This window comes from Pseudomonas sp. KBN10P06128 (assembly GCF_037574945.1).
Lineage (GTDB): Bacteria > Pseudomonadota > Gammaproteobacteria > Pseudomonadales > Pseudomonadaceae > Pseudomonas > Pseudomonas aeruginosa.
The window spans coordinates 6,473,082-6,494,476 of the sequence record NZ_JBBELR010000001.1 but is presented as its reverse complement, the minus strand read 5'-3'; the positions used below and the strand labels follow the sequence as shown (position 1 = coordinate 6,494,476).

Below are 21,395 nucleotides of genomic sequence, written 5' to 3'. Positions count from 1 at the left end.
TCGTCATTGCAGGCGGGCGAGCAGGGCCGGCAGCTCGGCGAGGCTGCGGATCTCCGCGCTCGGCTCTTCCTCCCCGGCCCAGGGCTTGCCGTTTGGGTTGAACCAGATGGCACGCATGCCGGCGCGGCGCGCTCCGGCGATGTCGTCGTTGGGGTGGTCGCCGATGTGTACCGCTGCCGAGGCCTCGACGCCGGCGCGCTTCAGGGCTTCGCGGAATGGCGTCGGGTCGGGCTTGCCGACGCCCAGTTCCTCGGCGCAGAGGGCGAACCGGAAGTAGTCGGCCAGGCCCAGGCGGCGCACGTCGGCGTTACCGTTGGTGAGCACGCCGAGGGTGAAGCGGTCGGCGAGGATCTCCAGGGTCGGGTGAACTTCGGGAAACAGGGTGACCCGGTGGCGCGCTTCGAGGAATACCTGGAAACCGGCCTCGGCCAGGCTTTCCGCCTCCGCCTGTGGATAACCGGCGTCGAGCAGGGCATGGAACAGGATGCGCCGGCGCAGCTCGCTGAGACGGTGGCGCAGCATCGGTTCGCGATCCAGCAGGCGGGTGCGGATCGCCCACAGGTGCTCGATGGGCACCGGACCCAGGCGCGCCGCGTTGCTCGCCAGCCATTCGCGGAGCAGGGCCTCGGCGTTGTTCATCACCGGGGCGACGTCCCACAGGGTGTCGTCGAGGTCGAAGGTGATCAGTCGCAGGCTGCTCATGGGTCGTTGCCTCCATCGGCGTTGCCCTTGCGCTTGGCGCGGGGATGGGCGCGGTCGTAGACCGAGGCCAGGTGCTGGAAGTCCAGGTGGGTATAGATCTGGGTCGTGGCGATGTCGGCGTGGCCGAGCAGTTCCTGCACGGCGCGCAGGTCGCCGGACGACTCCAGCAGATGGCTGGCGAAGGAGTGCCGCAGCATGTGCGGGTGCAGGTGCTGGCCCAGCTCGCGGACGCCGGCCTGGCGCACTCGCAGTTGGATCGCCCGTGGCGTCAGGCGCTTGCCGCCGCGGCCGATGAACACCGCTCCGTCTTCCGGAGCGGCCTGGGCGCGCAGCGGCAGCCAGGCTTCGAGCGCCTGGCGCGCGGCCTTGCCGACCGGCAGCTCGCGGACCTTGTTGCCCTTGCCGCGCACTCGCACCAGGCCTTCCTTGAGGTCCAGCCATTCGAGATCGAGGCCGACCAGTTCCGAGAGGCGCAGCCCGGAGGAATAGAACAGCTCCAGCAGGGCCTGGTCGCGGCGGGCGATGAAGTCATCCTCCACGGCACCGTCGAGCAATTGCAGGGCGCGGTCGGCGTCGAGGGTCCTGGGCAGCTTGCGCGGACTCTTCGGCGCGCTCAGGCCGTTGGCAGGGTCGTGCCGGCAGCGCCCTTCGCGTAGCAGGTACTGGTAGAGGCCGCGCGTCGCCGAGAGCAGCCGTGCCAGGCTGCGGCTGGATTGGCCCTGCTGGTGCAGGCGGGCGACGAAGGTGCGCAGGCTGCGGGTGTCGAGGGCGTTCCAGTCGGAGAGCCCGGCCTTTTCGGCGAGGGCGAGGATCTTCAGCAGGTCGCGGCGGTAGCCGTCGAGGGTGTGCGCGGAGACCTGGCGCTCGCTGCGCAGATGTTCGAGGAAGGCATCCAGGTCGGCGCGCATCTCGGACCGCCCGCCGCGCTCAGCGGACCGAGCGCAGCGGCGAGGAGAAGCGCGGCAGCACGCGGGCCAGGACCTCGGCGACGTAGCCGAGGAACAGGGTGCCGAGGGAACTCTTGTAATGCTGCGGATCGGGACTGCCGATGGCGAGCACGCCGTGCAGGCCCTGGAAACTCAGGGAGACCACCGCTGCGGAGCCGATCTCGTCGCGGTCGCTCTCGCCGAAGAGGAACGCCAGTTCGTGTGGACGCAGCACGCCGCAGACGGTCTTGCCGCCGGAGAGCAGGCCGCCGATGGCCTGGTGCGCCTCCGCGCTGCTCACCGAGCGGCCCACCGAGACGCTACTGTCGCTGAACAGGATCAGGCTCACGTAGGGCACCTGGAACTCGTGGCGCAGGCTGTCCTCGACGGTACTGACCACGTCTTCCAGGCTGGTGGCGTCGAGCAGGTCGAGGACCAGGCGGCGGGTCTTGTCGAACAGGCGGTCGTTCTCGCGGGCCACGTCCATCAGTTGCGAGAGCCGGTGGCGCATCTCGATGTTGCGCTCGCGCAGCAGGCGTACCTGGCGCTCTACCAGCGACACGGCGTCGCCGGGCTGGTGCGGGATGCGCAACTCGGGGATCAGCTCGTCATGCTCGACGAAGAACTCCGGGTGCTGGCTCAGATAGGCGGCCACCTGCTCGGCGTCCAGCGCTGCTGTCGGTTCCTGGCTTTTCTCGGTCATAAGCGTCTCGGTTCTCGCGGGCGACGGCCCTTACAGGCGGACCTGGCCTTCATACACGCGGACGGCAGGCCCGGTCATCATAACGGGCTGGCCGGGACCTGCCCACTCGATGTGCAGGCGGCCGCCGGGGAGGTCGATCTGCACCGGCGATTGCAGCCAGCCCTGGCGAATCCCGGCAACCGCCGCGGCGCAGGCGCCGGTGCCGCAGGCCTGGGTCTCGCCGACGCCGCGCTCCCAGACGCGCAGGCGCGCATGGTGCGGATCGAGCACCTGGAGGAAGCCGATGTTGGCCTTCTTCGGGAAGCGCGGATGGACTTCCAGTTGCGGACCGAGGCTGTGTACCGGTGCGCTGTCGACGTTCTCGACGCGCAGCACGCCATGGGGATTGCCCATGGATACCGCGGCCAGTTCGACGAGCTGGCCATTCACCTCTATCTCATAGGACAAGGCTTCGCGCTCGGCCTGGAACGGTATCTCAGCCGGGGCCAGGCGCGGCGGACCCATGTCCACCGTGACCTGGCCGTCCGGGCGGATATTCAGCTCGATGATGCCGCCCTTGGTTTCTACGCGGATGCTCTTCTTCACCGTCAGGCGCTTGTCCTGAACGAAGCGGGCGAAGCAGCGGGCGCCGTTGCCGCACTGCTCGACCTCGGAGCCGTCGGCGTTGAAGATCCGGTAGCGGAAGTCGACGTCGGGGCTGCTCGGGGCTTCGACGATCAGCAACTGGTCGAAGCCGACCCCGGTGTTGCGGTCGCCCCAGAGCTTGACGTGCTTGGGCTGCACATGGGCGTGCTGGCTGACCAGGTCGAGGACCATGAAGTCGTTGCCCAGGCCATGCATCTTGGTGAAGCGCAAAAGCATGGTCTGGGCCTCACTGCGGCAGCAGGCTTTCGCCGGCGTAGAGCTCTTGGACGGTCTCGCGGCGACGGACCTCGTGGGTCTGCTCGCCATCCACCAGCACCTCGGCGGCGCGACCGCGGGTGTTGTAGTTCGAGCTCATGACGAAGCCGTAGGCGCCGGCCGAGCGCACCGCCAGGAGGTCGCCTTCGGCGAGCGCCAGGTCGCGATCCTTGGCGAGGAAGTCGCCGGTCTCGCAGATCGGCCCGACCAGGTCGTAGCGGCGCGGCACGGCATCGCGCGGGCGTACCGCCTGCACGTCCATCCAGGCCTGGTAGAGAGCCGGGCGGATCAGGTCGTTCATCGCCGCGTCGACGATGGCGAAATCCTTGTGCTCGGTGTGCTTGAGGTACTCGACGCGGGTCAGCAGCACGCCGGCGTTAGCGACGATGGACCGGCCCGGCTCGAACACCAGGGTCAGGTCGCGGCCATGCAGGCGCTCGCGGATGGCGCGGATGTAGTCGCCGGCCAGCGGCGGCTGTTCGTCGCGGTAGCGCACCCCGAGGCCGCCGCCGAGGTCCAGGTGGCGAATGCCGATGCCTTTGCCGGCCAGGCGGTCGACCAGCCCGAGCAGGCGCTCGAGGGCGTCGAGGAAGGGCTCCAGCTGGGTCAATTGCGAGCCGATGTGGCAGTCGACGCCGATCACCTCCAGGTGGTCAAGCTCGGCGGCGCGGGCGTAGACCGCCTCGGCCTCGTCGATGGCGATGCCGAACTTGTTCTCTTTCAGGCCGGTGGAGATATAGGGGTGGGTCTGGGCATCCACGTCCGGGTTGACCCGCAGCGACACCGGCGCTTTCACGCCGAGTTCCGCGGCCACCCGTTGCAGGCGCTCCAGCTCTTCGCCGGACTCGACGTTGAAGCAGTGCACACCGACTTCCAGGGCGCGGCGCATGTCGTCGCGGGTCTTGCCGACGCCGGAGAACACCACCTTGGCCGGATCGCCGCCGGCGGCCAGGACACGCTCCAGCTCACCGCGGGAAACGATGTCGAAACCGGCGCCGAGGCGCGCCAGCACATTCAGCACCCCGAGGTTGGAGTTGGCCTTGACCGCGAAGCAGACCAGGTGCGGCATGCCGGCGAGGGCGTCGGCATAGGCGCGGTACTGGGCCTCGATGTGCGCGCGGGAGTAGACGTAGGTGGGCGTGCCGAAACGCTCGGCGATGCGGGAAAGCGCCACCCCTTCCGCGAACAGCTCACCGTCGCGGTAACTGAATGTGTCCATGGGCGCTCTCTCAGAAACCGTAGCGGTCTTTGCTGTGTTCTTTCTTGGCTTTTTCGTCGTCCGGCAGGTACAGCGGGCCTTTCTGGCCGCAGGCGGCGATGGAGCCGGCGAGGAGGGCGAGCGCGACGAAGGACAGGAACAGCCGCTTCATGACGGAATCCTTGTAGAAAACGTGAATTGTTCCGGAGTATACCGACCCCCCGGCGCCTTGCCTATGCGAGCCGGATCAGGTGTGCCGGGGCTTGCAGGGGAATGGCCTGAGGCAGAGGGGGCGCCGGCGTTTTCCGCGAGCGTCGCGGCAAAACAGCGCGGACTACGGCAATACCAGCGTAGAATTGTCGGAATAGGGCAAGACGAAGGTAGTCGCCCGCCTTTTTTCCCGTTAGCGAATGCCGAGGCAATGCATGAGTACGATGAATGAAGCGCGTTTCCACGACCTGGTCGATGCGCTCCAGCAGCAGGTGGAAGACGCCTTCGATGACAGCGACCTGGATCTCGACCTGGAGAACGCCGGCGGCGTGCTCACCGTACGCTTCGAGAACGGCTCGCAGCTGATCCTCAGCCGCCAGGCGCCGTTGCGCCAGCTGTGGGTGGCGGCGAAGTCGGGCGGCTTCCACTTCGATTACGACGAGGCCAGCGGTCTCTGGCGCCACGATGGCAGCCAGGAACCGCTGGGCGCGCTGCTCAACCGGGCGACCCTGGAGCAGGGGGGCGAGGATGTCGAGTTCCCCGGTCTCTGAGGCTTCGCCGCCGGTGGTGGCTTCGCCTTGCCGGCGCCTGTGCTGCCTCGACGATGCGGACGTTTGCGTCGGCTGCGGACGTTCCCTGGCGGAAATCCGCGAGTGGGGCAAGGCCGACGATTCCCGCCGCTTGCAGATCAGGTCACAGGCCGCTCGACGCCAGTCGCTGGCGGGCCGTCTCTCCTGATAGGGGGGATGTTGCTAATTCCTGCGACTGTGTTAGTGTCCGGGAAAACCCCGCCTTCGGGCGGGGTTTTTGCTTTTTTGCGATTCCTGCTTTTCATCGATCAACCGAACCGGACCAAGGAGCACGCCTGCGATCATGAGCACGCCGCCGATCACCATCACTCGTCTGGACCTGCAGCGCCTGGAGCGCCTGCTGGATGGCCTGGACGAATTCGGACCCGCCGCCGAGGCGCTGGAGGCCGAACTGTCGCGCGCCCAGGTGGTGGGGCATGACGAGATTCCGCCGGGCGTCGTGACCATGAACTCCACCGTGCGTTGCCGCGAGGAAAGCAGCGGCAAGGAGTACACCCTGACCCTGGTCTATCCCGAAGACGTGGCCGGCGAAGGCAAGGTCTCGATCCTCGCGCCGGTGGGCACCGCGCTGCTGGGTCTGACCATCGGCCAGACCATCGACTGGCCGGCGCCGAGCGGCAAGACGCTGAAGCTGACCCTGCTGGAAATCGAATACCAGCCGGAAGCCGCCGGCGACTACGCGCGCTGATCGGTTTTCGCCCGTCGCCTCCCGGCGACGGGCTTCGCGACCCTCAGTCGCCCCCACCGCCCCCGCAACCGCTGCCGCCGTCCCCACCGCTATCGCCGCCGCAGCCGTGGCGCGAATCCTGTCCGTCCGAACCGAAGGTACTGCCGCTATCGCTGGCGCAGCCGCTGCTGCAACCGATATGGCTGGCGCAATACACCGCTGCGCCGCCGTCTTGCCGCTGCGCGCAGTTCAGGGTGTAGCGGAAGCCGTCGGCGATCGCCAGTTCCGTGTCGAGAGCGAACAGCAGCGGTAGGCGCGTGGGGTTCTGGGGGTCGATGCCTTCGCGGCGACAAGCCAGCTTCCAGGCGCGCCGAATGCCTTCCTGGGCCTGTCGGGGGCTGCGCATCGCCTGCGCCGGCGTATGGTGGAGGAAGCGCCCGAGTCCCTTGCGGCAGACGTGCTGGTAGAGCCGGGTATGCAGGATCAACTCGTGCCAGGCGACATCCACCACCTGTGATGGCATCGCGACCATCCGCTTGCCGGCGGCGCGGCATAGCAGCAGGTATTCGCGCAGGCCGCCGAGCACCCGTTGGACCTGTTCCTCGCTGAGCTGCGGATAGCGCTCGCGGACCGCCTGGGCGACCCGCGGCGGCAGGCGGAATTGCTGGATGAAGCGGTAGCGCCGGCGATCCAGGCCGCGGCGGTAGAGATAGCCGCCCACGAATGCGGCGCCAGCGAGCAGGGTAATACCGAGGAGTGCCATCCGTACGTCCTTGTCGAGCCCCGCGCGGTGCGGCGCTGGGTCATTGTTCCAGCAGCGCCTGGTTCAGCGCCGTTTCCAGGACGCTTTTATAACGCAGATAGTGCAGCGTTTGCGGCTGTTCGTCGGCGAACAGCCGCGACAGGTCGAGGTCGGTCAGGTAGCAGGGGTAGGGTTCGCTTTCCGCGCGATGCGCCAGGATATGCCGGGCGACCGCCTTGAACAGGCCGGCGCCGTACTCCAGTTCGGAAAACTCCTGGTGGTCGCAGTACAGGGTGACCTGCACGCGCTTGCGTTCGCCGCGTTCGAGTAGCGCCTGTAGCTCGTACAACGCGGGTCCGGCCAGGGCCTCCGGCGCTTCGCGAGGCTCGACGTGCAATCTGCCGTCGTTGGAGAGCAACTCGTAGTAGCGGATATCCAGCGAGGCCGGCACCTGTTCCGCCAGCGACAGGGCGTTGCGCCGGTACAGCAGCGATTGCAGGAAGCGCTGCAGCGGTGCGAGCAGGCTGCGTTCGTCACGCAACGCCTGGCGCTGGCGCCAGAGCGCGTTGCGTTCGTCGAGCAGGCTGATCTCGGCGCTGTCGAAGTCGCGCCGGTAGAACACCTGGATGCAGTCCGGCCGCCCCATGGACAGGATCAGCCCGAGGTCCTCGCCTTCCAGGGCGTGGCGATCCAGCTTCAGGGCGCTGTAACCATCGCGCTCGCGGCCCAGGTGCTGGAGCAGGCTCGGCAGGTCGGGCAGGCTCTCGTGGCTGACCGCTTCCGGCGACATTTCCAGCAGGTGGTACTGCTGGCGGATCTGCAGCAGGTAGCGGCTCGGCTGGCCGCCAAGCAGTTGCCCGTAGGTTTCGCGGAACAGCTCTTCGACCCGCACGGCGATGGCGGCGGCCCGGTTGCGACAGAAGCAGCGCACCATCAGTTCGGGCGGCTGCGGCAGGCTTCCGGGCTTTTCGCGGACGGCGTCGAGGAACTCGGCAAGGCACTCGGGCAGCGCCTGAGGGCCTGCGTAATGGCGCACCGTCAGTTCGTTCCAGCTGTTGAGGCTGAGCTGGTCGAGGGTCAGCACCAGGTTGTCGCGCACCCCGGCATAACCGAGCACGTCGGTACGCCCGGTAGCCATGTGCAGGTTCATCTGGCTGTGGTGGCGCAGCGGGTCGACACCGACGTTGACCAGCAGCAGGACGCTCTTGAGCCGACGCGGTTGCAGCAGGTCGGCGTCGTCCACGGTCGCCAGGGGGACCGGCAGGAACTGCCGCAGGCTGCCCAGGAGATTGTCCAGTTCGGCATCGCCGAGGTCGCTCTGGCCGGGATGCAGGGACAGCCGGGTGGCGCTGTCGATGACGCCGTTGCGATGGCACCAGGCGAGCAGCTCGACCAGCCTGAGGCTGCGTTTCAGCGGCGCGTAGTCAGGCCACTGGTGAGCGCCCAGGGCACCGGGGAAGATCGCCCACTGCGCCTGCTCGCGGTCGTCGTCGGCGGGCAGCTGAACCAGGGTCAGGACGTCTTCGCCGAGATCCGGGGCGATCCCCGGGTTGATGTTCTCCACCTTGCCTGCCTTGCGCTCGAAGGCGGCATACAGGCGGCGGCCGAGCAGGCCCAGGTCGCGGCTGTCGATGCCGCTGTCAGCGCCTTGCAGGCGGGCGATCTGGAACAGCAGGCGGTAGCTGTAGGTCAGTTCGTTGACCACCGTGCGACGCTCTTCCATCACCTGGCGCATCTTCCACTGGCTGCGGCTGTCGAGCAGGGCCAAGCGGCGAGGCTCCCATTGCCATTCCGCGACGAGCCGCTCCATCGACAGGTGCTGCCAGCCCTTCTGCGCCTGGCGCTGGCGACCGCCGAGCTTGCGCCCGACCTTGAGGTACAGGCAGCGCCGCACGAGTTCCAGGCGTTCCGGCGCCTGCTGTTCCCGCAGGTAGCGTTCGAGATGGCGATAGACCAGGACGTAGGGGTCCAGTTCGTCGAGATCGAGCTGGCCGGCGAATACCTGCTCCTTGAAGCGCAGGGCGACGCAGCGGACCCGCGGGTGCTCGCTGGCGTAGGCCTCGGTGAGCAGCAGCTTGAGCAGCGACTTGTAGGGCGAATCGATGGCCTTGGACAACTGCCAGAGGCCGGCGCCGATGAACTCCCGGGCGGGGATGTGCGCCAGGTGGCCGAGGTCGAGCACCTCTTCGGCGCGGATGAAGCGTTTGCCGAGCAGGGTCCGGCAGTATTCGTCGTAGCGCCGTTCATGGGCCGGCGGCACCAGCCACCACAGAGGGGTGCGTCCGCCGAGCCAGATCGCGCTGCGGTAGAACTCGTCGAGCAGCAGGAAGTGCTGGGTATTGCCGTCGCCGCCGGGCTCCTTCCGGTCTTCGCGTTCGTCCTGGCCGAAGCGGGCGACGTCGATCAGGAAACAGTGCACCTCGCTGCCCTGGCTGCGCGCCCAGTCCTCGATCAACGCGCACTTGCGGCGCAGCTCCTGGCGCGCGCCGGGCTCCAGTTCTGGGGCATGGCAGACCCAGAGGTCGAGATCGCTCTGTTCCTCCTGGGCCAGGCTCCCCAGGCTGCCCATCAGGAACAGGCCGTGGATCGGCTGCTGTGCGGGTTCTTGCCTGCGTGGCTTGTAGACAAACGAGCGGGCCAGGCGCTGGGCTTCGGCGAGTACTTCGTCGTCCGCTTCGAAACCGCTCAGGCCCGCTGGCGTGCTGGCCGACAGGTAGCCCGGCAGCAGCGGATGGTTGATGTGGAACAGCAGCGGTAGCAGGCGCAGGACCCGCTCCTGGCGGCTGGACAACGCCTGCCGGGCGCGTTGCAGGCGACCGGCGTTGACCGCCAGGAAGCGTTGGCGCAACTGGCCGAGGACCTTGCGGTCGATGCCATCGTCGAGATCGAGGCTGAGTGCGGGGTGTCGGTTCATGGGCGTCCGGGCACAGGCAAGGCCAGGCGCCGTGCCTGGCTCCGGTCATGCCATTGTATCGCCCGGAAGCGCGGCGGCTTGAGCGCCGCACCGCGAACCGGGGCAACCGTCGCGGCCTGTCGGGAGCAGGTCGCGATGGCCGCTTCCGTCAACCCTTGAGGATGGTCAGCAGGCCCTGTGCCTGCTCCGCGGCGTCCAGCCCGAGACTAGTCAGGTAGCCGCCGTCGGGCTGGTCGATCAGCCCCTTGTCGTGCAGGCGTCGGGCGGCGGCGACGGCCTTGCCGTCGGCGGTGTGATGGACCTTGAGTCCTTCCTGGGTGTTGTTCAGGTTGAAGAGCGCCAGCAGTTCCAGTTCGTCGATCAGCTCGGGAGTGAAGGCCATGTCGGCTCCTTGCGGTGTTGAGCACCGGTGAGTGTAGTTGGACTAGGGCGTAGCGTCGGCGGCCTGGCTCCAGCCGTCGAGGATCTTCTGGTACTCGCCGCTGGCGAGGATGCGCTGCATGCCGAGGTCGAAGCGTTCGAGCAGATGCTCGGCCTGCGGGTGGCGGCGCGAGAACGACAGGTACAGCTCCGGGCGGTGGACCGTGGCCACCGGCTGGAACTGGCCTTCCAGTTCGGGATGTTCGCTGAACAACTGGCGAGCCGTATTGCGGTAGGCCAGGGCGTAGTCGACGCGGCCTCGCTGGAGCATGAGGAAACCGTAGTAGTCCTTGCGCACCGGGATGCGCACCAGGTCGTGGCGGCGATCGAAGCCGTCGCCGTATTCATAGCCGAGGGTCACCGCGACTTTCCGTCCGCTCAGCGCCTGCTCCGCATTCACCGGCCGCGCTTCGTCGCGTCGCGCCCAGAGCTGGATCTCCGCGCGGAACAACGGATGCCGGGGCAGACGGTAGTCGGCGAGGATGTGCGGGTTCGGCGAGGTGTTGAAGCAGCCGGCGATCAAGCCTTTCAGGGCCAGCTTCATGCAGCGGGAGTAGGGGTAGGGATTGAGCTGGACCGGCGTGTCCGCAGCCCTGAAGGCGGCCCGCACGATGTCCGCGCTCATGCCCTGGATGCGGCCGTCCTTGTAGGCGGTATAGGGATACCAGTCGTCTTCGGCGCCGAGCACCAGGGGTTCTGTCGGGACGGCCGCTGCCGGGCCGGAAAGGGCCAGCAGCAGGCAGATGGGCAGGAAGTGGAACCAGGATCGCATCCGGTATCGCTCCGCGAAAGCAGGTGGCACGGAGAGTGGGCGCCACCTTTCTACCAGAGCGGCAGGCGTTTGGCGAAACAAAACCGTATGGATACGAGGGGCATTCGCCGACACCAGTCGGCCCGGCTCCGCTCATTCGTCGTCCGGCAACGTCGGCAGGGCACGCAGCGCATGCTCGTAGCCGGCGCTGTCGAAAGCGCGGTCGGCGGCGAGCATGGCGTTGATCTCGTGGGCCAGCACGTAGGCCATCATGCTCAGTGCCTCGTCGCGCTCGTAGCCGACCAGGGTCAGCTTGTTGAACACGGCGCGCGCCGCCGGCGGATTCTCGCTTTCGATCTGGTTCTCGATGGCCTGGATCAGTTTTTCCTCGGCGAAGCCGTCTTCCTGGTTGTCGTCCTGTTCGCTCATCGGGCGTTCCTCGTTCTGGCGCAAAGTACCGCTTGTGCGGCGGCGGGAAGTTGTCCACCCTGCTTGGCCAACGGATGGCCGCGAAGGTAGCGATACCCGACATGATCACCTATTACATCCTTTCCGGCGACCGCCTGGAGCGACGCCAGCACGACGATGCCCAGCGGGGGTTGCCGCCGGGCACCCTGTGGATCGACCTGCATCACCCGACCCCCGAAGAGGAGCGCCTGCTCGAATCCCACCTGCAGGTGAACATCCCGACCCGCGAGGAGATGGCCGAGATCGAGGATTCGTCGCGCTTCTACGAGGACGGCAACGTCCTCTACATGACCACTTCGGTGGTCGGCGGGATCACCGAGCACCGGCCGAGCACAGAGGAAGTGACCTTCGTCCTCAGCGAGAAATGGCTGATTACCGTGCGCTACGCCGACCTGCGTTCGTTCCGCGAGTTCGAGAACCGCTGCATCCGCCAGCTCGACGCCAACCGCAGCAGCACCCAGTTATTCGCCCTGATGATGGACAGCCTGGTGGACCGCATCGCCGACGTGTTGGAGGCCGTACAGGGGCAACTGAGCAGCATGTCGCGGGAGATCTTCGCCGAGTCCACCGCCCAGACCCGCAAGCCGAAGACCGACCTGCAGCAGATCATCAAGCACCTCGGGCGCAGCAGCTCGCTGCTGTCCAAGCTCAACGACAGCCTGCTCAGCATCAATCGGATGAACAGCTATTTCCGCCAGGGTTGCAACGGCTGGCTTTCCGAGCCGGCGAAGGTGCTGGCGAAGACCGTGGAGCGCGACGTGCGCTCGCTGGACGAGTACCTGGCGAAGATGTCCACCGAGATCAACTTCCTCCTCGACGCGACCCTTGGCCTGATCAACATCGAGCAGAACAGCATCATCAAGGTGTTCTCCATCGCCGCCGTACTGTTCCTGCCGCCGACCCTGGTGGGCACCGTCTACGGCATGAACTTCAAGGACATGCCCGAGCTGGACTGGTCCATCGGCTATCCGATGGCGCTGGGGATGATGGTGGTATCGGCGATCCTTCCGTACCTCTGGTTCAAGTTCAAGAACTGGCTCTGAGGCAGTCGGCAGGTGTGCAACTTTTTGCTGGATAACTTCGGGAAAAGCTGTGGATACCACGCTGGGGCCAAGGCCTGACGGGGTCTTCGATGAAGTGAGCAAGTTCTTGCATAGCACTGTGCAACAACTTGCTCACTTTTTCGGGGTAAACCCAGGGGAAAGCGTTCGTGCGGGCCGGGAGATTCTTCAAGAGTTTGATTTAAAAGGTAAATATTTTATTGGCACGAAGCTTGTTGGGTAGCTGCCGCACCAGGACATGTCGTCCCGGCTACCACTGACAAGGAATGCATCCATGGCAACACCCGCCTATATGTCCATCACCGGCACCAAGCAGGGCCTGATCACCGCCGGCGCCTTCACCGAGGATTCGGTCGGCAACACCTACCAGGAAGGCCACGAGGACCAGGTGATGGTCCAGGGCTTCAACCACGAAGTGATCATCCCGCGCGATCCGCAGTCCGGCCAGCCGACCGGCCAGCGCGTGCACAAGCCGGTGGTCATCACCAAGGTCTTCGACAAGGCCTCGCCGCTGCTGCTGGCCGCCCTGACCTCCGGTGAGCGCCTGACCAAGGTCGAGATCCAGTGGTACCGCACCTCCGCCGCCGGCACCCAGGAGCACTACTACACCACCGTCCTGGAAGACGCGATCATCGTCGACATCAAGGACTACATGCACAACTGCCAGGACCCGGGCAACGCCCACTTCACCCACCTGGAAGACGTGCACTTCACCTACCGCAAGATCACCTGGACCCACGAAGTCTCCGGCACCTCCGGCTCCGACGACTGGCGCTCCCCGGTCGCCGGCTGAGCCGCGACCGCCGCACGCGGCCAGCCTCGCTGGCCGTCGTGCCCTCGATGACCCATAGCGCCGTGGCCAGGAAAGCCCGCGCCGGGTCGATGCCGCTTTGTTGTAGGCAGCTTCCGATCGAGCCTGCGCGCCCTTGTCTCGCCCGCGCCAGGCAGGACAATCGAATCGGTCGCTTGCGCCAGTGAGGGACAACGGATGTTCGCAGCAGCCAACCAGACCCATTTCAGCCTCGCCATCGACGGCCTCGCCCTCGACCTGCAGGTGCTCTCCTTCAGCGGCCGCGAAGCCATCAGCCAGCCGTTCGCCTTCGACCTGGAGCTGGTCGGCGAACGCCCCGTGCCGGACCTCGAAAGCCTGCTGCACAAACCCGCCTTCCTTACCCTCGGGCCCGCCGGCAACGGTATCCACGGCCTGGTGCGCAGCGCCGGACAGGGCGACTCGGGCAAGCGCCTGACCCGCTACCGCATCACCCTCGTCCCGCAACTGGCCTACCTCGCCCAACGCACCAACCAGCGCATCTTCCAGCATCTCACGGTGCCGCAGATCGTCGGCCGGGTGCTGGAGGAACACGGCATCCTCGCCGACGCCTACCGCTTCCAGCTCGGCACCCGCTACCCCGAGCGCGAATACTGCGTGCAGTACGACGAGAGCGACCTGCAGTTCGTCCAGCGCCTGTGCTGCGAGGAGGGCATCCACTTTCATTTCCAGCACAGCGCCACGGCGCACCTGCTGGTGTTCGGCGACGACCAGACGGTGTTCCCGCGGCTCGCGCCGGTGGCCTACCAGCAGGACTCCGGCCTGGTCGCCGACCGGCCGGCGGTCAAGCGCTTCGGCGTACGCCTGGAAACCCGCACCAGCCGCGTCACCCGCCGCGACTACGACTTCGAGAAACCGCGCCTGACGCTGGAAAGCGCCGCCCGCGGCGAAGCCCGGCCGGACCTCGAGGACTACGACTATCCCGGTCGCTTCGTCGACCGCGAGCGCGGCAAGCACCTGGCCAGGCGTGCCCTCGAACGGCAGCGCAGCGACTACCGCCTGGCCGAGGGCCGCAGCGACCAACCGTTGCTGCTCAGCGGCCACTTCCTGCCGCTGGCCGCCCATCCCCAGGCGGGCTGGAACGACCTCTGGCTGCTCACCGAGGTGATTCACGAGGGGCGGCAGCCGCAGGTGCTGGAAGAAAGCATCGTCTCCGACACCTCGGCGAGCCCGGACGACTTCCGGCAGGGTTACCGCAACCGCTTCCAGGCCACGCCCTGGGAGGCGTTCTTCCGTCCTCCGCTGACACCGCCGAAGCCGCGCATCCTCGGCACGCAGAGCGCGGTGGTGACCGGTCCGAAGGGCGAGGAAATCCACTGCGACCGCTACGGTCGGGTGAAGGTGCAATTCCACTGGGATCGCGAGGGCCAGGCCGACGACAGCAGCAGTTGCTGGTTACGCGTTGCCTCCGGCTGGGCGGGAAGGAACTACGGCGCCATCGCCATCCCGCGGGTCGGCATGGAGGTGCTGGTGACCTTCCTCGAAGGCGACCCCGACCAGCCGCTGGTCACCGGCTGCCTGTTCCACAGGGAACATCCGGTGCCCTACGAACTGCCGGGGCACAAGACCCGCAGCGTCTTCAAGAGCCTCAGCAGCCCTGGCGGCGGTGGCTACAACGAGCTGCGCATCGAGGACCGCAAGGGCCAGGAGCAGATCTTCGTCCATGCCCAGCGCGACTGGGACGAAAACATCGAGCACGACCAGAAGATCCGCGTCGGTCACCAACGCCACGACACCGTGAAGGCGAACAGCTACAGCGAGTTCAAGGCCGAGGAACACCGCACCACCCACGCCGAGCGCAAGGTGGAGGTCCGCGCCAGCGACCACCTCACCGTAGCCAACGACCAGCACCTGAAGATCGCCAGCGGCCAGTTTGTCGAGGCCGGCCAGGAGATCCACCTGAGCAGCGGCCTGAAGGTGGTGCTGGAGGCCGGCGCCGAACTGACCCTCAAGGGCGGTGGCAGCTTCCTCAAGCTCGACGCCAGCGGCGTGACCCTCTCCGGGGCCAACGTCCGGGTCAACTCCGGCGGCAGCCCGGGCAGCGGCAGCGGCGCGGCGCCGCTGTTGCCGGGGCCGCCGCTCGACGCGGATGCGGCGACAGTGGGCCAGGTACTGGACAACCCGGCGCGTAGCCGTTCCGAGCGGAAGGGGCCGGAACAACTGATCGTCGATGTCTGGGGAGACCCGGCGCAAGGAAGCCAGGTCGTACTGTTGCCACCGGAGAGCGAGGCATGAGCGGATTCCAGGACCAGAGTATCGACGAAGGCGTGCGCAAGCGCACCGCCTACCAGAACGATCGGCGTGCACGACTGGCATTGAACGTCGAGCGACAGGACGGCGGTATCCTGCAGATTCCGGTGGCCAGCGATATGCTCGGCCATGAGGAGCACGAGCGTATCCAGCAGAACACCTTCCTGGCCGTGATGCCGCTGGTGCGCCTGCCAACGCTGGGCAAGGCCGGTTATGGCGACCAGCTGCCCGCCGGCGCGCTACCGCGGGCGGGACGGATCTACCTGTTCCAGGACGGCAAGCTGTGGCGCGAACTGGAGTGTGATGGCAAGGGCAACCTGTTTGAAGTCGACCTCCTGCAGGGGCGCAGCCAGCGTGCGGACAAGCGTCCGGCCGTAGGCAAGACACAAGCGCTGATCCTGGTGCCGGTGCTGGTCAAGGGGCAGTTCGTGATCCCACGCTACACCATGGCCTATAGCGAAACTCCCTGGCCTTGGTCGTACATCGACTGGCTGGAGGAGGACCCGCAGCGGGTCAACCGGCGCTGCCAGCAGATGGCGTCCGCTTGGAACGCCTCGGTGGCCAACCAGCACTGGAAAGCCTCCATCCATCATCCCGCGCTGGTCATTGATCATCACGCCCAGGGTTTGCGACCTCGCGACTTCAACGTCGAGAGCGCGCTGGAAGACCCGGCGGAATTCACACCTGCGTTCGCCGCCTTTCGCGAAGAGTCGCTGGTGTGCCAGTTGCAGCGACGCCAGCAGGAATTGGCGCCCCTGCTGAAGCAGGCTCCGCCCTCTGCGCTACCTACTCTGGAGGCCGGAGAGGACGTACTGGAAACCCTCAAGCTGCGTGGCCATCCCAACCTCATCGGGCTGATGCTCGACGACTCGCTGTTCGCCTTGCGCCACGCTGCGGCGCAGGCGCGCCACTGCGCTGCCTACTTGCGCAGCCTCAATGCACTGCTGCCGCACCGTCCCAACGGACGCTATGCACAGGTGCTGAGCAACATGCTCGACGGCCCGCTCGCCAAGCTCAGGGGCGAGGTCGATCAGGCCGAACTGGACGAGGCGATCTTCGCCGAGGAGCGACAGTCTTGCCGGATCCACCTGACGCATCAGGTCGAGCATCTGGTCGCCCTGCTTGAAGGCCCCTTGCACCCGGTGTTGCAGGACTGGACCCACCAGTGCGACGAAGCCCTGCTGGAGCCCTACAGCCTGATGAGCGAGGCACTGGCTGCGCTGAACCAGCTTCCCGACCGCTGCGACGCACTGTACAGCGGTACCGCCTACCGGGCGCTGGCGGCCCATGTCGAGCGGGTGGTCAGCACGGTTCTGCAGGCCAGCCACCCGCTTGGTGCCATGCTCCTGGCCAAGGACGAAGGACAACTTCCCGAGCCGGTTCGGCGCCTGCAGGCGTTGCGCGATAGCCCACGGACACCGGACCCCGACGCGATGGGCCTCAGCACGCTGATGCTGGGAGCCAGTCTGCTGGGCGAGGTCGACCAGCCCAGCGCCGGCAAGAGCCTCGCCTACTTCCTCGGCGACCTGCTGGACGTGTTCGGCGCCAGCGTAGTCGAGCAACTCGGCCGGCTGTCCCAGGGCGCCACCCAGATCCAGCTCGACCGCTTGTTCGCACCGACCTTCAATACTCTCAGCGCCCTCTCGGTGAAGATGAAAGGTATCCGCCTGCTGCCCGACGGTCAGGTACCGCTCGACATGGTTGTCGTCGGCGTGCGCGGAGCCGGCCTGCGCAACGGTCTGACCGAGGTCGAGCGCCAGGAACTGAGGCGCAAGAGCTATCGGCGCGCCATCGTCCAGGACGGTGCCGGCAATCCCCTGGCCGGCACCAGTCCCCGCGGCACCGGCATGAGTCGCGCCAACCTGCGCAACGTCATGGTGGTGGCGGTACCCAAGGATCACCCGGACCTGCTTGCCTACACGAAATTCCGTACGCAGTTAGGCACGTTGACCCAGGTGATGGAGAACACTCGCATCGTGCCGACGATGATGCTGGGGTTTGCGATTTATAACTTGAATGTGCAGGTGCAGGCACACAGTGGCTTTATAGACAGTGGAGAAAAGCACAGAGGAACGATCGGGGCTGTCGGTGCAGTAATCGATTTAACAGCCGCTGGAGGAAGCCATGCAAAGCTGCTTTTCGGACCATCTACTGCAAAGTATCTAGAAACCCCACGTATATCGGTAGCCCAAATATCCCCTCGGTGGGCCAGGAATCTAGAAGTTCAAACCGGCAGCCCTAAGTTAGGGTTGCTACGTGGGCTTGGTGGCGCAGCCACACTATTTGGTGCAGGCATCAGTGTATGGGATGGCTACCGAGCTTTGAGGCAGGGAGATAGCGATGCGGCTGCAGCCTACGGTGTGGCCGCAGTGGGTGGGGGCCTGTGGGGTGCCTACGTCCTAGGATGGATAGTAAACCCTTATGCTTTGCTGGCTGGTGCGGTTTTGGCGATCGGAGGCACTGTGGTCGCTAATCTACTGACTGACAGCGATGCGGAAACCATCGTCAAGAAAGGCCCCTTCGGCCGGCAATTCGCCGAGGCTGGCCTGCTCGATTCGCTGATGGGCCAGGACCAGCGCTTCGTCCATCTGAAAGACCCGCAAACGGCCTATCGCCAATTGCTGGGAGTCCTCGGCCATCCGCGGGTCTTTGTCCATCGCCTGGAAGACTGGCGCAAATTGGCGCCGGCGGCGCATCGATCTGTCTTGCAGGAAGCGGAACGGGGTCGCCAAGCGGTCAGCCGCACTGCGCTATCCTGCATCGACCCCAAGTTGCAGGCGCTGGAGGCAAACGATTGGGCCGTGGTGCTGAGTTCCCCGCTCCTGGCCATGTTCGAGAATGGCCAGCAGGCGTTCCGCCTGGTGGCCCAGGAGTTTCTCAGCAGCTTGCCGATCGATCCGGGCACCCTGTTCGGCGTCAAGCGCTACCATCGGGTCCCCGCGGGCCCCGCCAAGCTCGAAGCCTTGCCGTTGGATGCTGCCAGCGTGCTCTACGTGCTGCCGGCCAGCCTACCGATTCCGCAGTTGTCTCCTCGGGCCCGCTATAGCGTGCGCATGACCCAGGGTTTGAAGATCAGCGCACAGTTCGAACTCAATGCCGACCAGCCTGAGGAGCGGCTTGTCCTGCCTCAACCCAGCCCGAAGAGTTGGAGTGCATTCACATCCGCCAATCGGTACCTTCCCCCGGATGACTTGGGCCCACATGCTGCGCCACCTTATTGGTTGATAGAGAACAGTGAGTTCAACGTATGACCGTACACATGGATGCCACGTACTCAGCCAGTGCTTATCGCAGTGAAGTCAACGACTCTTTACCGCCGCCAAGGTGGAAGGAGGAGTCTAACCGTAATGGTATTTTTGACACCCATCTTGCCTTTGGGAACTATGCCAATCTAGATCCGGAAATGGAGATTGTAGGGCAGCTTTCGATCGGGACTGAGGATAAGTCAGAGGTTGGAGGTGCTAAGGCATATTGCAACTCTATGCGTTGGCAGTTTCAGAATTCCAGCAGAATTCCTTATATAATATTCACGCTTAGGATGCTGTGCTATTTTTTTGTATGGATTGCTTTGGGGGTTGGCATAATGGGAGAAGCCACCGGAGAGTGGAGGAGGGACATGCAGCAACTCTACACCTTGGTTTGCTCATTCTTTGTGGTGGCTGTTTCAGTAATATCCATGGTCGCCTTTCTTTCGAATAAAAAGTATCTTCACGTTATTCAGATTTCGGGTTTTTTATTCTCAATCCCATTGGCTTTGTACCAGTATGGAACAATATTTGGAACCAATGGTTTGCAAATAGCAATTTGGATAGGCGTATCTACTTATTTTATGGGTGCAGTCGGCTTCAACGCCATCCTTTGGCTCTACAGCAAAGTCTTCAAGCACGATGGCAGTGAATTCAATCGCCTGGACGGCATGCTCCGCTTCAAGCGTCGCTTTCGCCGCCTGTTCGTCGCTCCCTTCGACGAGTTCGATCCGGTGCTGCAATTGCTCCCCAGTGGCTACGGCAGCCACGACTATGCGCTCTGGCTGCATCACCGCTATACCGACAACAAGGTCTGTCTGGCCACCCGCGTCCACTCCCTCGGTCTCGACAAGGCCAATGCCCTGGCCTTCTGGGACTGCCTGCAACGCTACATGGACGTGACCCAGCCGTTGCCCGACCTGCCGGTCCTGGAGCCGAGCCGCCCCTTAGATCCGGTCACCGCCGAGCATGATCGGCATACCGGACGCGATCCCCATTACTGGCGCAAGCGCACCTACCAGGGCTGGCCAGCCAAGGAGCGCAAGGAGCTGGACCGACGCCTGCATGGGTATCCCTGGCAACAGCAGCCCTGCATCGTCAGGGCGCGCATCGATCCCGGGCTAAGCATCGAAGCCTATTACCGGCGCCAGGAAGCCAAGGGCATTTTTGCCACGCCCAGGGCCGATGATTTCAATGATGAGCACTGATGCTGAGTTATTCCGCCATTGCGACCGGTTAGCGAAGAAGGACTTTCACTAGAGTGGCTGTCGACCTACAAGGGCGTTCCTGTCCCGCCGTGCGATCAAGTCTCGGGTAGGACAGGGAGGTCTGCCGGGCACTGGGCGCGACTTCAGCGCTGTGCCAGCAGTTTTCTGCCGCGGGCGACGGCGGCACGGACCTGGTTCGGCGCGGTGCCGCCGATATGGTCGCGGGCGTTGACCGAGCCTTCCAGGGTCAGCACGTCGAAGACGTCGGCGTCGATCTGCTCGCTGAAGCGGCGCAGTTCGTCGAGGCTCATCTCGGCGAGGTCCTTGCCGCTGTCCACGCCGTACTTCACTGCGTGGCCGACGATCTCGTGGCAGTCGCGGAACGGCAGGCCCTTGCGCACCAGGTAGTCGGCCAGGTCGGTGGCGGTGGAGAAACCGCGGCGTGCCGCCTCGCGCATGATCTCGCGCCGGGGCCGGATCGCCGGGACCATGTCGGCGAAGGCGCGCAGGCTGTCGCGCAGGGTGTCGGCGGCGTCGAACAGCGGTTCCTTGTCTTCCTGGTTGTCCTTGTTGTAGGCCAGCGGCTGGCCCTTCATCAGGGTCAGCAAGCCGGTGAGGGCGCCGAACACCCGGCCGGACTTGCCGCGTACCAGCTCCGGCACGTCGGGGTTCTTCTTCTGCGGCATGATCGAGGAGCCGGTGCAGAAGCGGTCGGGCAGGTCGATGAACTGGAACTGCGCGCTGGTCCACAGCACCAGCTCTTCCGAGAAGCGCGACAGGTGCATCATCGCCAGGCTGGCGGCGGCGCAGAATTCGATGGCGAAGTCGCGGTCGGAGACGCCGTCCAGGGAGTTGCCGCCAACCGCGTCGAAGCCCAGCAACTGGCAGGTGATCTCGCGCTGGATCGGGTAGGTGGTGCCGGCCAGGGCCGCCGAGCCGAGCGGCATGCGGTTGACCCGCTTGCGGCAGTCGACCAGGCGCTCGTAGTCGCGGCCGAGCATCTCGAACCAGGCCAGCAGGTGGTGGCCGAAGGTCACCGGCTGGGCGGTCTGCAGGTGGGTGAAACCGGGCATGATGGTGTCGGCTTCCGCTTCGGCCAGGCCCAGCAGGCCCTCCTGCAGGCGGGTGATCTCGGCGAGGATGATGTCGATCTCGTCGCGTAGCCAGAGGCGGATGTCGGTGGCCACCTGGTCGTTGCGCGAGCGGCCGGTGTGGAGCTTCTTGCCGGTGACGCCGATGCGGTCGGTCAGGCGCGCCTCGATGTTCATGTGCACGTCTTCCAGGTCGACGCGCCAGTCGAAGCTGCCGGCTTCGATTTCCGCCTGGATCTGTTGCAGGCCGTCGACGATCGCATCGCGCTCGGCGTCGCTCAGCACGCCGACCTTGGCCAGCATCGTGGCGTGGGCGATGGAACCCATGATGTCGTGGCGGTAGAGACGCTTGTCGAAGTCGACGGAGGCGGTGAAACGGGCGACGAAGGCGTCGACGGGCTCGCTGAAGCGGCCGCCCCAGGACTGGTTGGTCTTCTCTACGCTCATGGTATCTCTCGCTGCAACAAGAAACGGACAGGCCGCGCGGCCTGCGTGACGGGCAAAGTGCGACGATGATAGC

21 protein-coding genes are annotated in these 21,395 nt (G+C 65.6%); 9 read left to right on the top strand and 12 right to left on the bottom strand.

Annotation, left to right across the window (positions count from 1 at the left end; translation table 11 throughout):
* Positions 1-3: 3 nt before the first annotated feature.
* Genes VQ065_RS30290 through lptM form a run of 6 tightly spaced genes read right to left on the bottom strand, consistent with a single transcriptional unit; the run spans position 4 to position 4,601 of the window.
* On the bottom strand, positions 4-702 hold the full coding sequence (locus tag VQ065_RS30290; RefSeq protein WP_003096435.1) for an HAD family hydrolase: 699 nt from the start codon (positions 700-702) through the stop codon (positions 4-6).
* Positions 699-1,610: a tyrosine recombinase XerC gene (xerC, locus tag VQ065_RS30285; protein ID WP_003096434.1), complete on the bottom strand. Its 912-nt coding sequence runs from the start codon at positions 1,608-1,610 to the stop codon at positions 699-701. The genes VQ065_RS30290 and xerC overlap by 4 nt, the downstream gene beginning before the upstream one ends.
* Before the next feature lie 19 nt (positions 1,611-1,629).
* Positions 1,630-2,331, bottom strand: coding sequence for a DUF484 family protein (locus tag VQ065_RS30280; protein ID WP_003096433.1), 702 nt, complete (start codon positions 2,329-2,331; stop codon positions 1,630-1,632).
* Positions 2,332-2,361: 30 nt separating this feature from the next.
* On the bottom strand, positions 2,362-3,192 hold the full coding sequence (gene dapF / locus VQ065_RS30275) for a diaminopimelate epimerase (RefSeq protein ID WP_003096432.1): 831 nt from the start codon (positions 3,190-3,192) through the stop codon (positions 2,362-2,364).
* Between the two features lie 10 nt (positions 3,193-3,202).
* Positions 3,203-4,450, bottom strand: a complete 1,248-nt coding sequence (gene lysA / locus VQ065_RS30270) for a diaminopimelate decarboxylase (protein WP_003096431.1) — start codon at positions 4,448-4,450, stop codon at positions 3,203-3,205.
* Positions 4,451-4,460: 10 nt separating this feature from the next.
* Positions 4,461-4,601 (bottom strand): LPS translocon maturation chaperone LptM, encoded by a 141-nt coding sequence (gene lptM / locus VQ065_RS30265; RefSeq protein WP_003096430.1) that lies wholly within the window; start codon positions 4,599-4,601, stop codon positions 4,461-4,463.
* 253 nt (positions 4,602-4,854) lie between these two features.
* On the opposite strand from lptM, the gene cyaY reads away from it, so the two are divergent.
* The 3 genes from cyaY to rnk all read left to right on the top strand — a co-directional run bounded on the left by cyaY (position 4,855) and on the right by rnk (position 5,917).
* Positions 4,855-5,190, top strand: a complete 336-nt coding sequence (gene cyaY, locus VQ065_RS30260) for an iron donor protein CyaY (RefSeq protein WP_003121284.1) — start codon at positions 4,855-4,857, stop codon at positions 5,188-5,190.
* Entirely contained in the window at positions 5,168-5,377 is a 210-nt protein-coding gene (locus VQ065_RS30255) for a DUF1289 domain-containing protein (RefSeq protein ID WP_023443579.1), read from the top strand. The genes cyaY and VQ065_RS30255 overlap by 23 nt, the downstream gene beginning before the upstream one ends.
* 135 nt (positions 5,378-5,512) lie before the next feature.
* Positions 5,513-5,917 (top strand): nucleoside diphosphate kinase regulator, encoded by a 405-nt coding sequence (gene rnk, locus VQ065_RS30250; protein WP_003096424.1) that lies wholly within the window; start codon positions 5,513-5,515, stop codon positions 5,915-5,917.
* A 43-nt stretch (positions 5,918-5,960) separates the two neighbouring features.
* On the opposite strand, the gene VQ065_RS30245 is transcribed toward rnk, so the two are convergent.
* The 5 genes from VQ065_RS30245 to VQ065_RS30225 all read right to left on the bottom strand — a co-directional run bounded on the left by VQ065_RS30245 (position 5,961) and on the right by VQ065_RS30225 (position 11,152).
* A complete protein-coding gene (locus tag VQ065_RS30245) occupies positions 5,961-6,659 on the bottom strand; it encodes a glycine-rich domain-containing protein (protein ID WP_003096422.1) in 699 nt (232 codons plus the stop codon).
* A 40-nt stretch (positions 6,660-6,699) separates the two neighbouring features.
* Complete coding sequence (locus tag VQ065_RS30240) at positions 6,700-9,552, bottom strand: class I adenylate cyclase (protein WP_003096420.1); 2,853 nt, start codon at positions 9,550-9,552, stop codon at positions 6,700-6,702.
* A gap of 148 nt (positions 9,553-9,700) precedes the next feature.
* Entirely contained in the window at positions 9,701-9,934 is a 234-nt protein-coding gene (locus tag VQ065_RS30235; RefSeq protein WP_003096418.1) for a TIGR02647 family protein, read from the bottom strand.
* Between the two features lie 42 nt (positions 9,935-9,976).
* On the bottom strand, positions 9,977-10,744 hold the full coding sequence (locus VQ065_RS30230) for a substrate-binding periplasmic protein (protein ID WP_003096415.1): 768 nt from the start codon (positions 10,742-10,744) through the stop codon (positions 9,977-9,979).
* Between the two features lie 132 nt (positions 10,745-10,876).
* On the bottom strand, positions 10,877-11,152 hold the full coding sequence (locus VQ065_RS30225; RefSeq protein WP_003096413.1) for a hypothetical protein: 276 nt from the start codon (positions 11,150-11,152) through the stop codon (positions 10,877-10,879).
* 101 nt (positions 11,153-11,253) lie between these two features.
* On the opposite strand from VQ065_RS30225, the gene VQ065_RS30220 reads away from it, so the two are divergent.
* The 6 genes from VQ065_RS30220 to VQ065_RS30195 all read left to right on the top strand — a co-directional run bounded on the left by VQ065_RS30220 (position 11,254) and on the right by VQ065_RS30195 (position 19,784).
* Complete coding sequence (locus VQ065_RS30220) at positions 11,254-12,234, top strand: magnesium transporter CorA family protein (protein WP_003096411.1); 981 nt, start codon at positions 11,254-11,256, stop codon at positions 12,232-12,234.
* 49 nt (positions 12,235-12,283) lie between these two features.
* Positions 12,284-12,475, top strand: coding sequence for a hypothetical protein (locus tag VQ065_RS30215; protein ID WP_123788632.1), 192 nt, complete (start codon positions 12,284-12,286; stop codon positions 12,473-12,475).
* Between the two features lie 51 nt (positions 12,476-12,526).
* Positions 12,527-13,045: an Hcp family type VI secretion system effector gene (locus tag VQ065_RS30210; RefSeq protein WP_003083317.1), complete on the top strand. Its 519-nt coding sequence runs from the start codon at positions 12,527-12,529 to the stop codon at positions 13,043-13,045.
* A gap of 195 nt (positions 13,046-13,240) precedes the next feature.
* Positions 13,241-15,316, top strand: a complete 2,076-nt coding sequence (locus VQ065_RS30205) for a type VI secretion system Vgr family protein (RefSeq protein WP_003096409.1) — start codon at positions 13,241-13,243, stop codon at positions 15,314-15,316.
* Positions 15,313-18,582 (top strand): hypothetical protein, encoded by a 3,270-nt coding sequence (locus VQ065_RS30200; RefSeq protein ID WP_003096407.1) that lies wholly within the window; start codon positions 15,313-15,315, stop codon positions 18,580-18,582. The genes VQ065_RS30205 and VQ065_RS30200 overlap by 4 nt, the downstream gene beginning before the upstream one ends.
* 578 nt (positions 18,583-19,160) lie before the next feature.
* Positions 19,161-19,784 carry a hypothetical protein gene (locus VQ065_RS30195; protein ID WP_019485038.1) on the top strand — a complete coding sequence of 208 codons (624 nt, stop codon included), beginning with the start codon at positions 19,161-19,163 and terminating at the stop codon, positions 19,782-19,784.
* Between the two features lie 143 nt (positions 19,785-19,927).
* Here the strand turns inward: VQ065_RS30195 and argH are convergent, their stop codons facing one another.
* Positions 19,928-21,322, bottom strand: coding sequence for an argininosuccinate lyase (gene argH / locus VQ065_RS30190; RefSeq protein ID WP_003096405.1), 1,395 nt, complete (start codon positions 21,320-21,322; stop codon positions 19,928-19,930).
* Positions 21,323-21,395 lie beyond the last annotated feature (73 nt).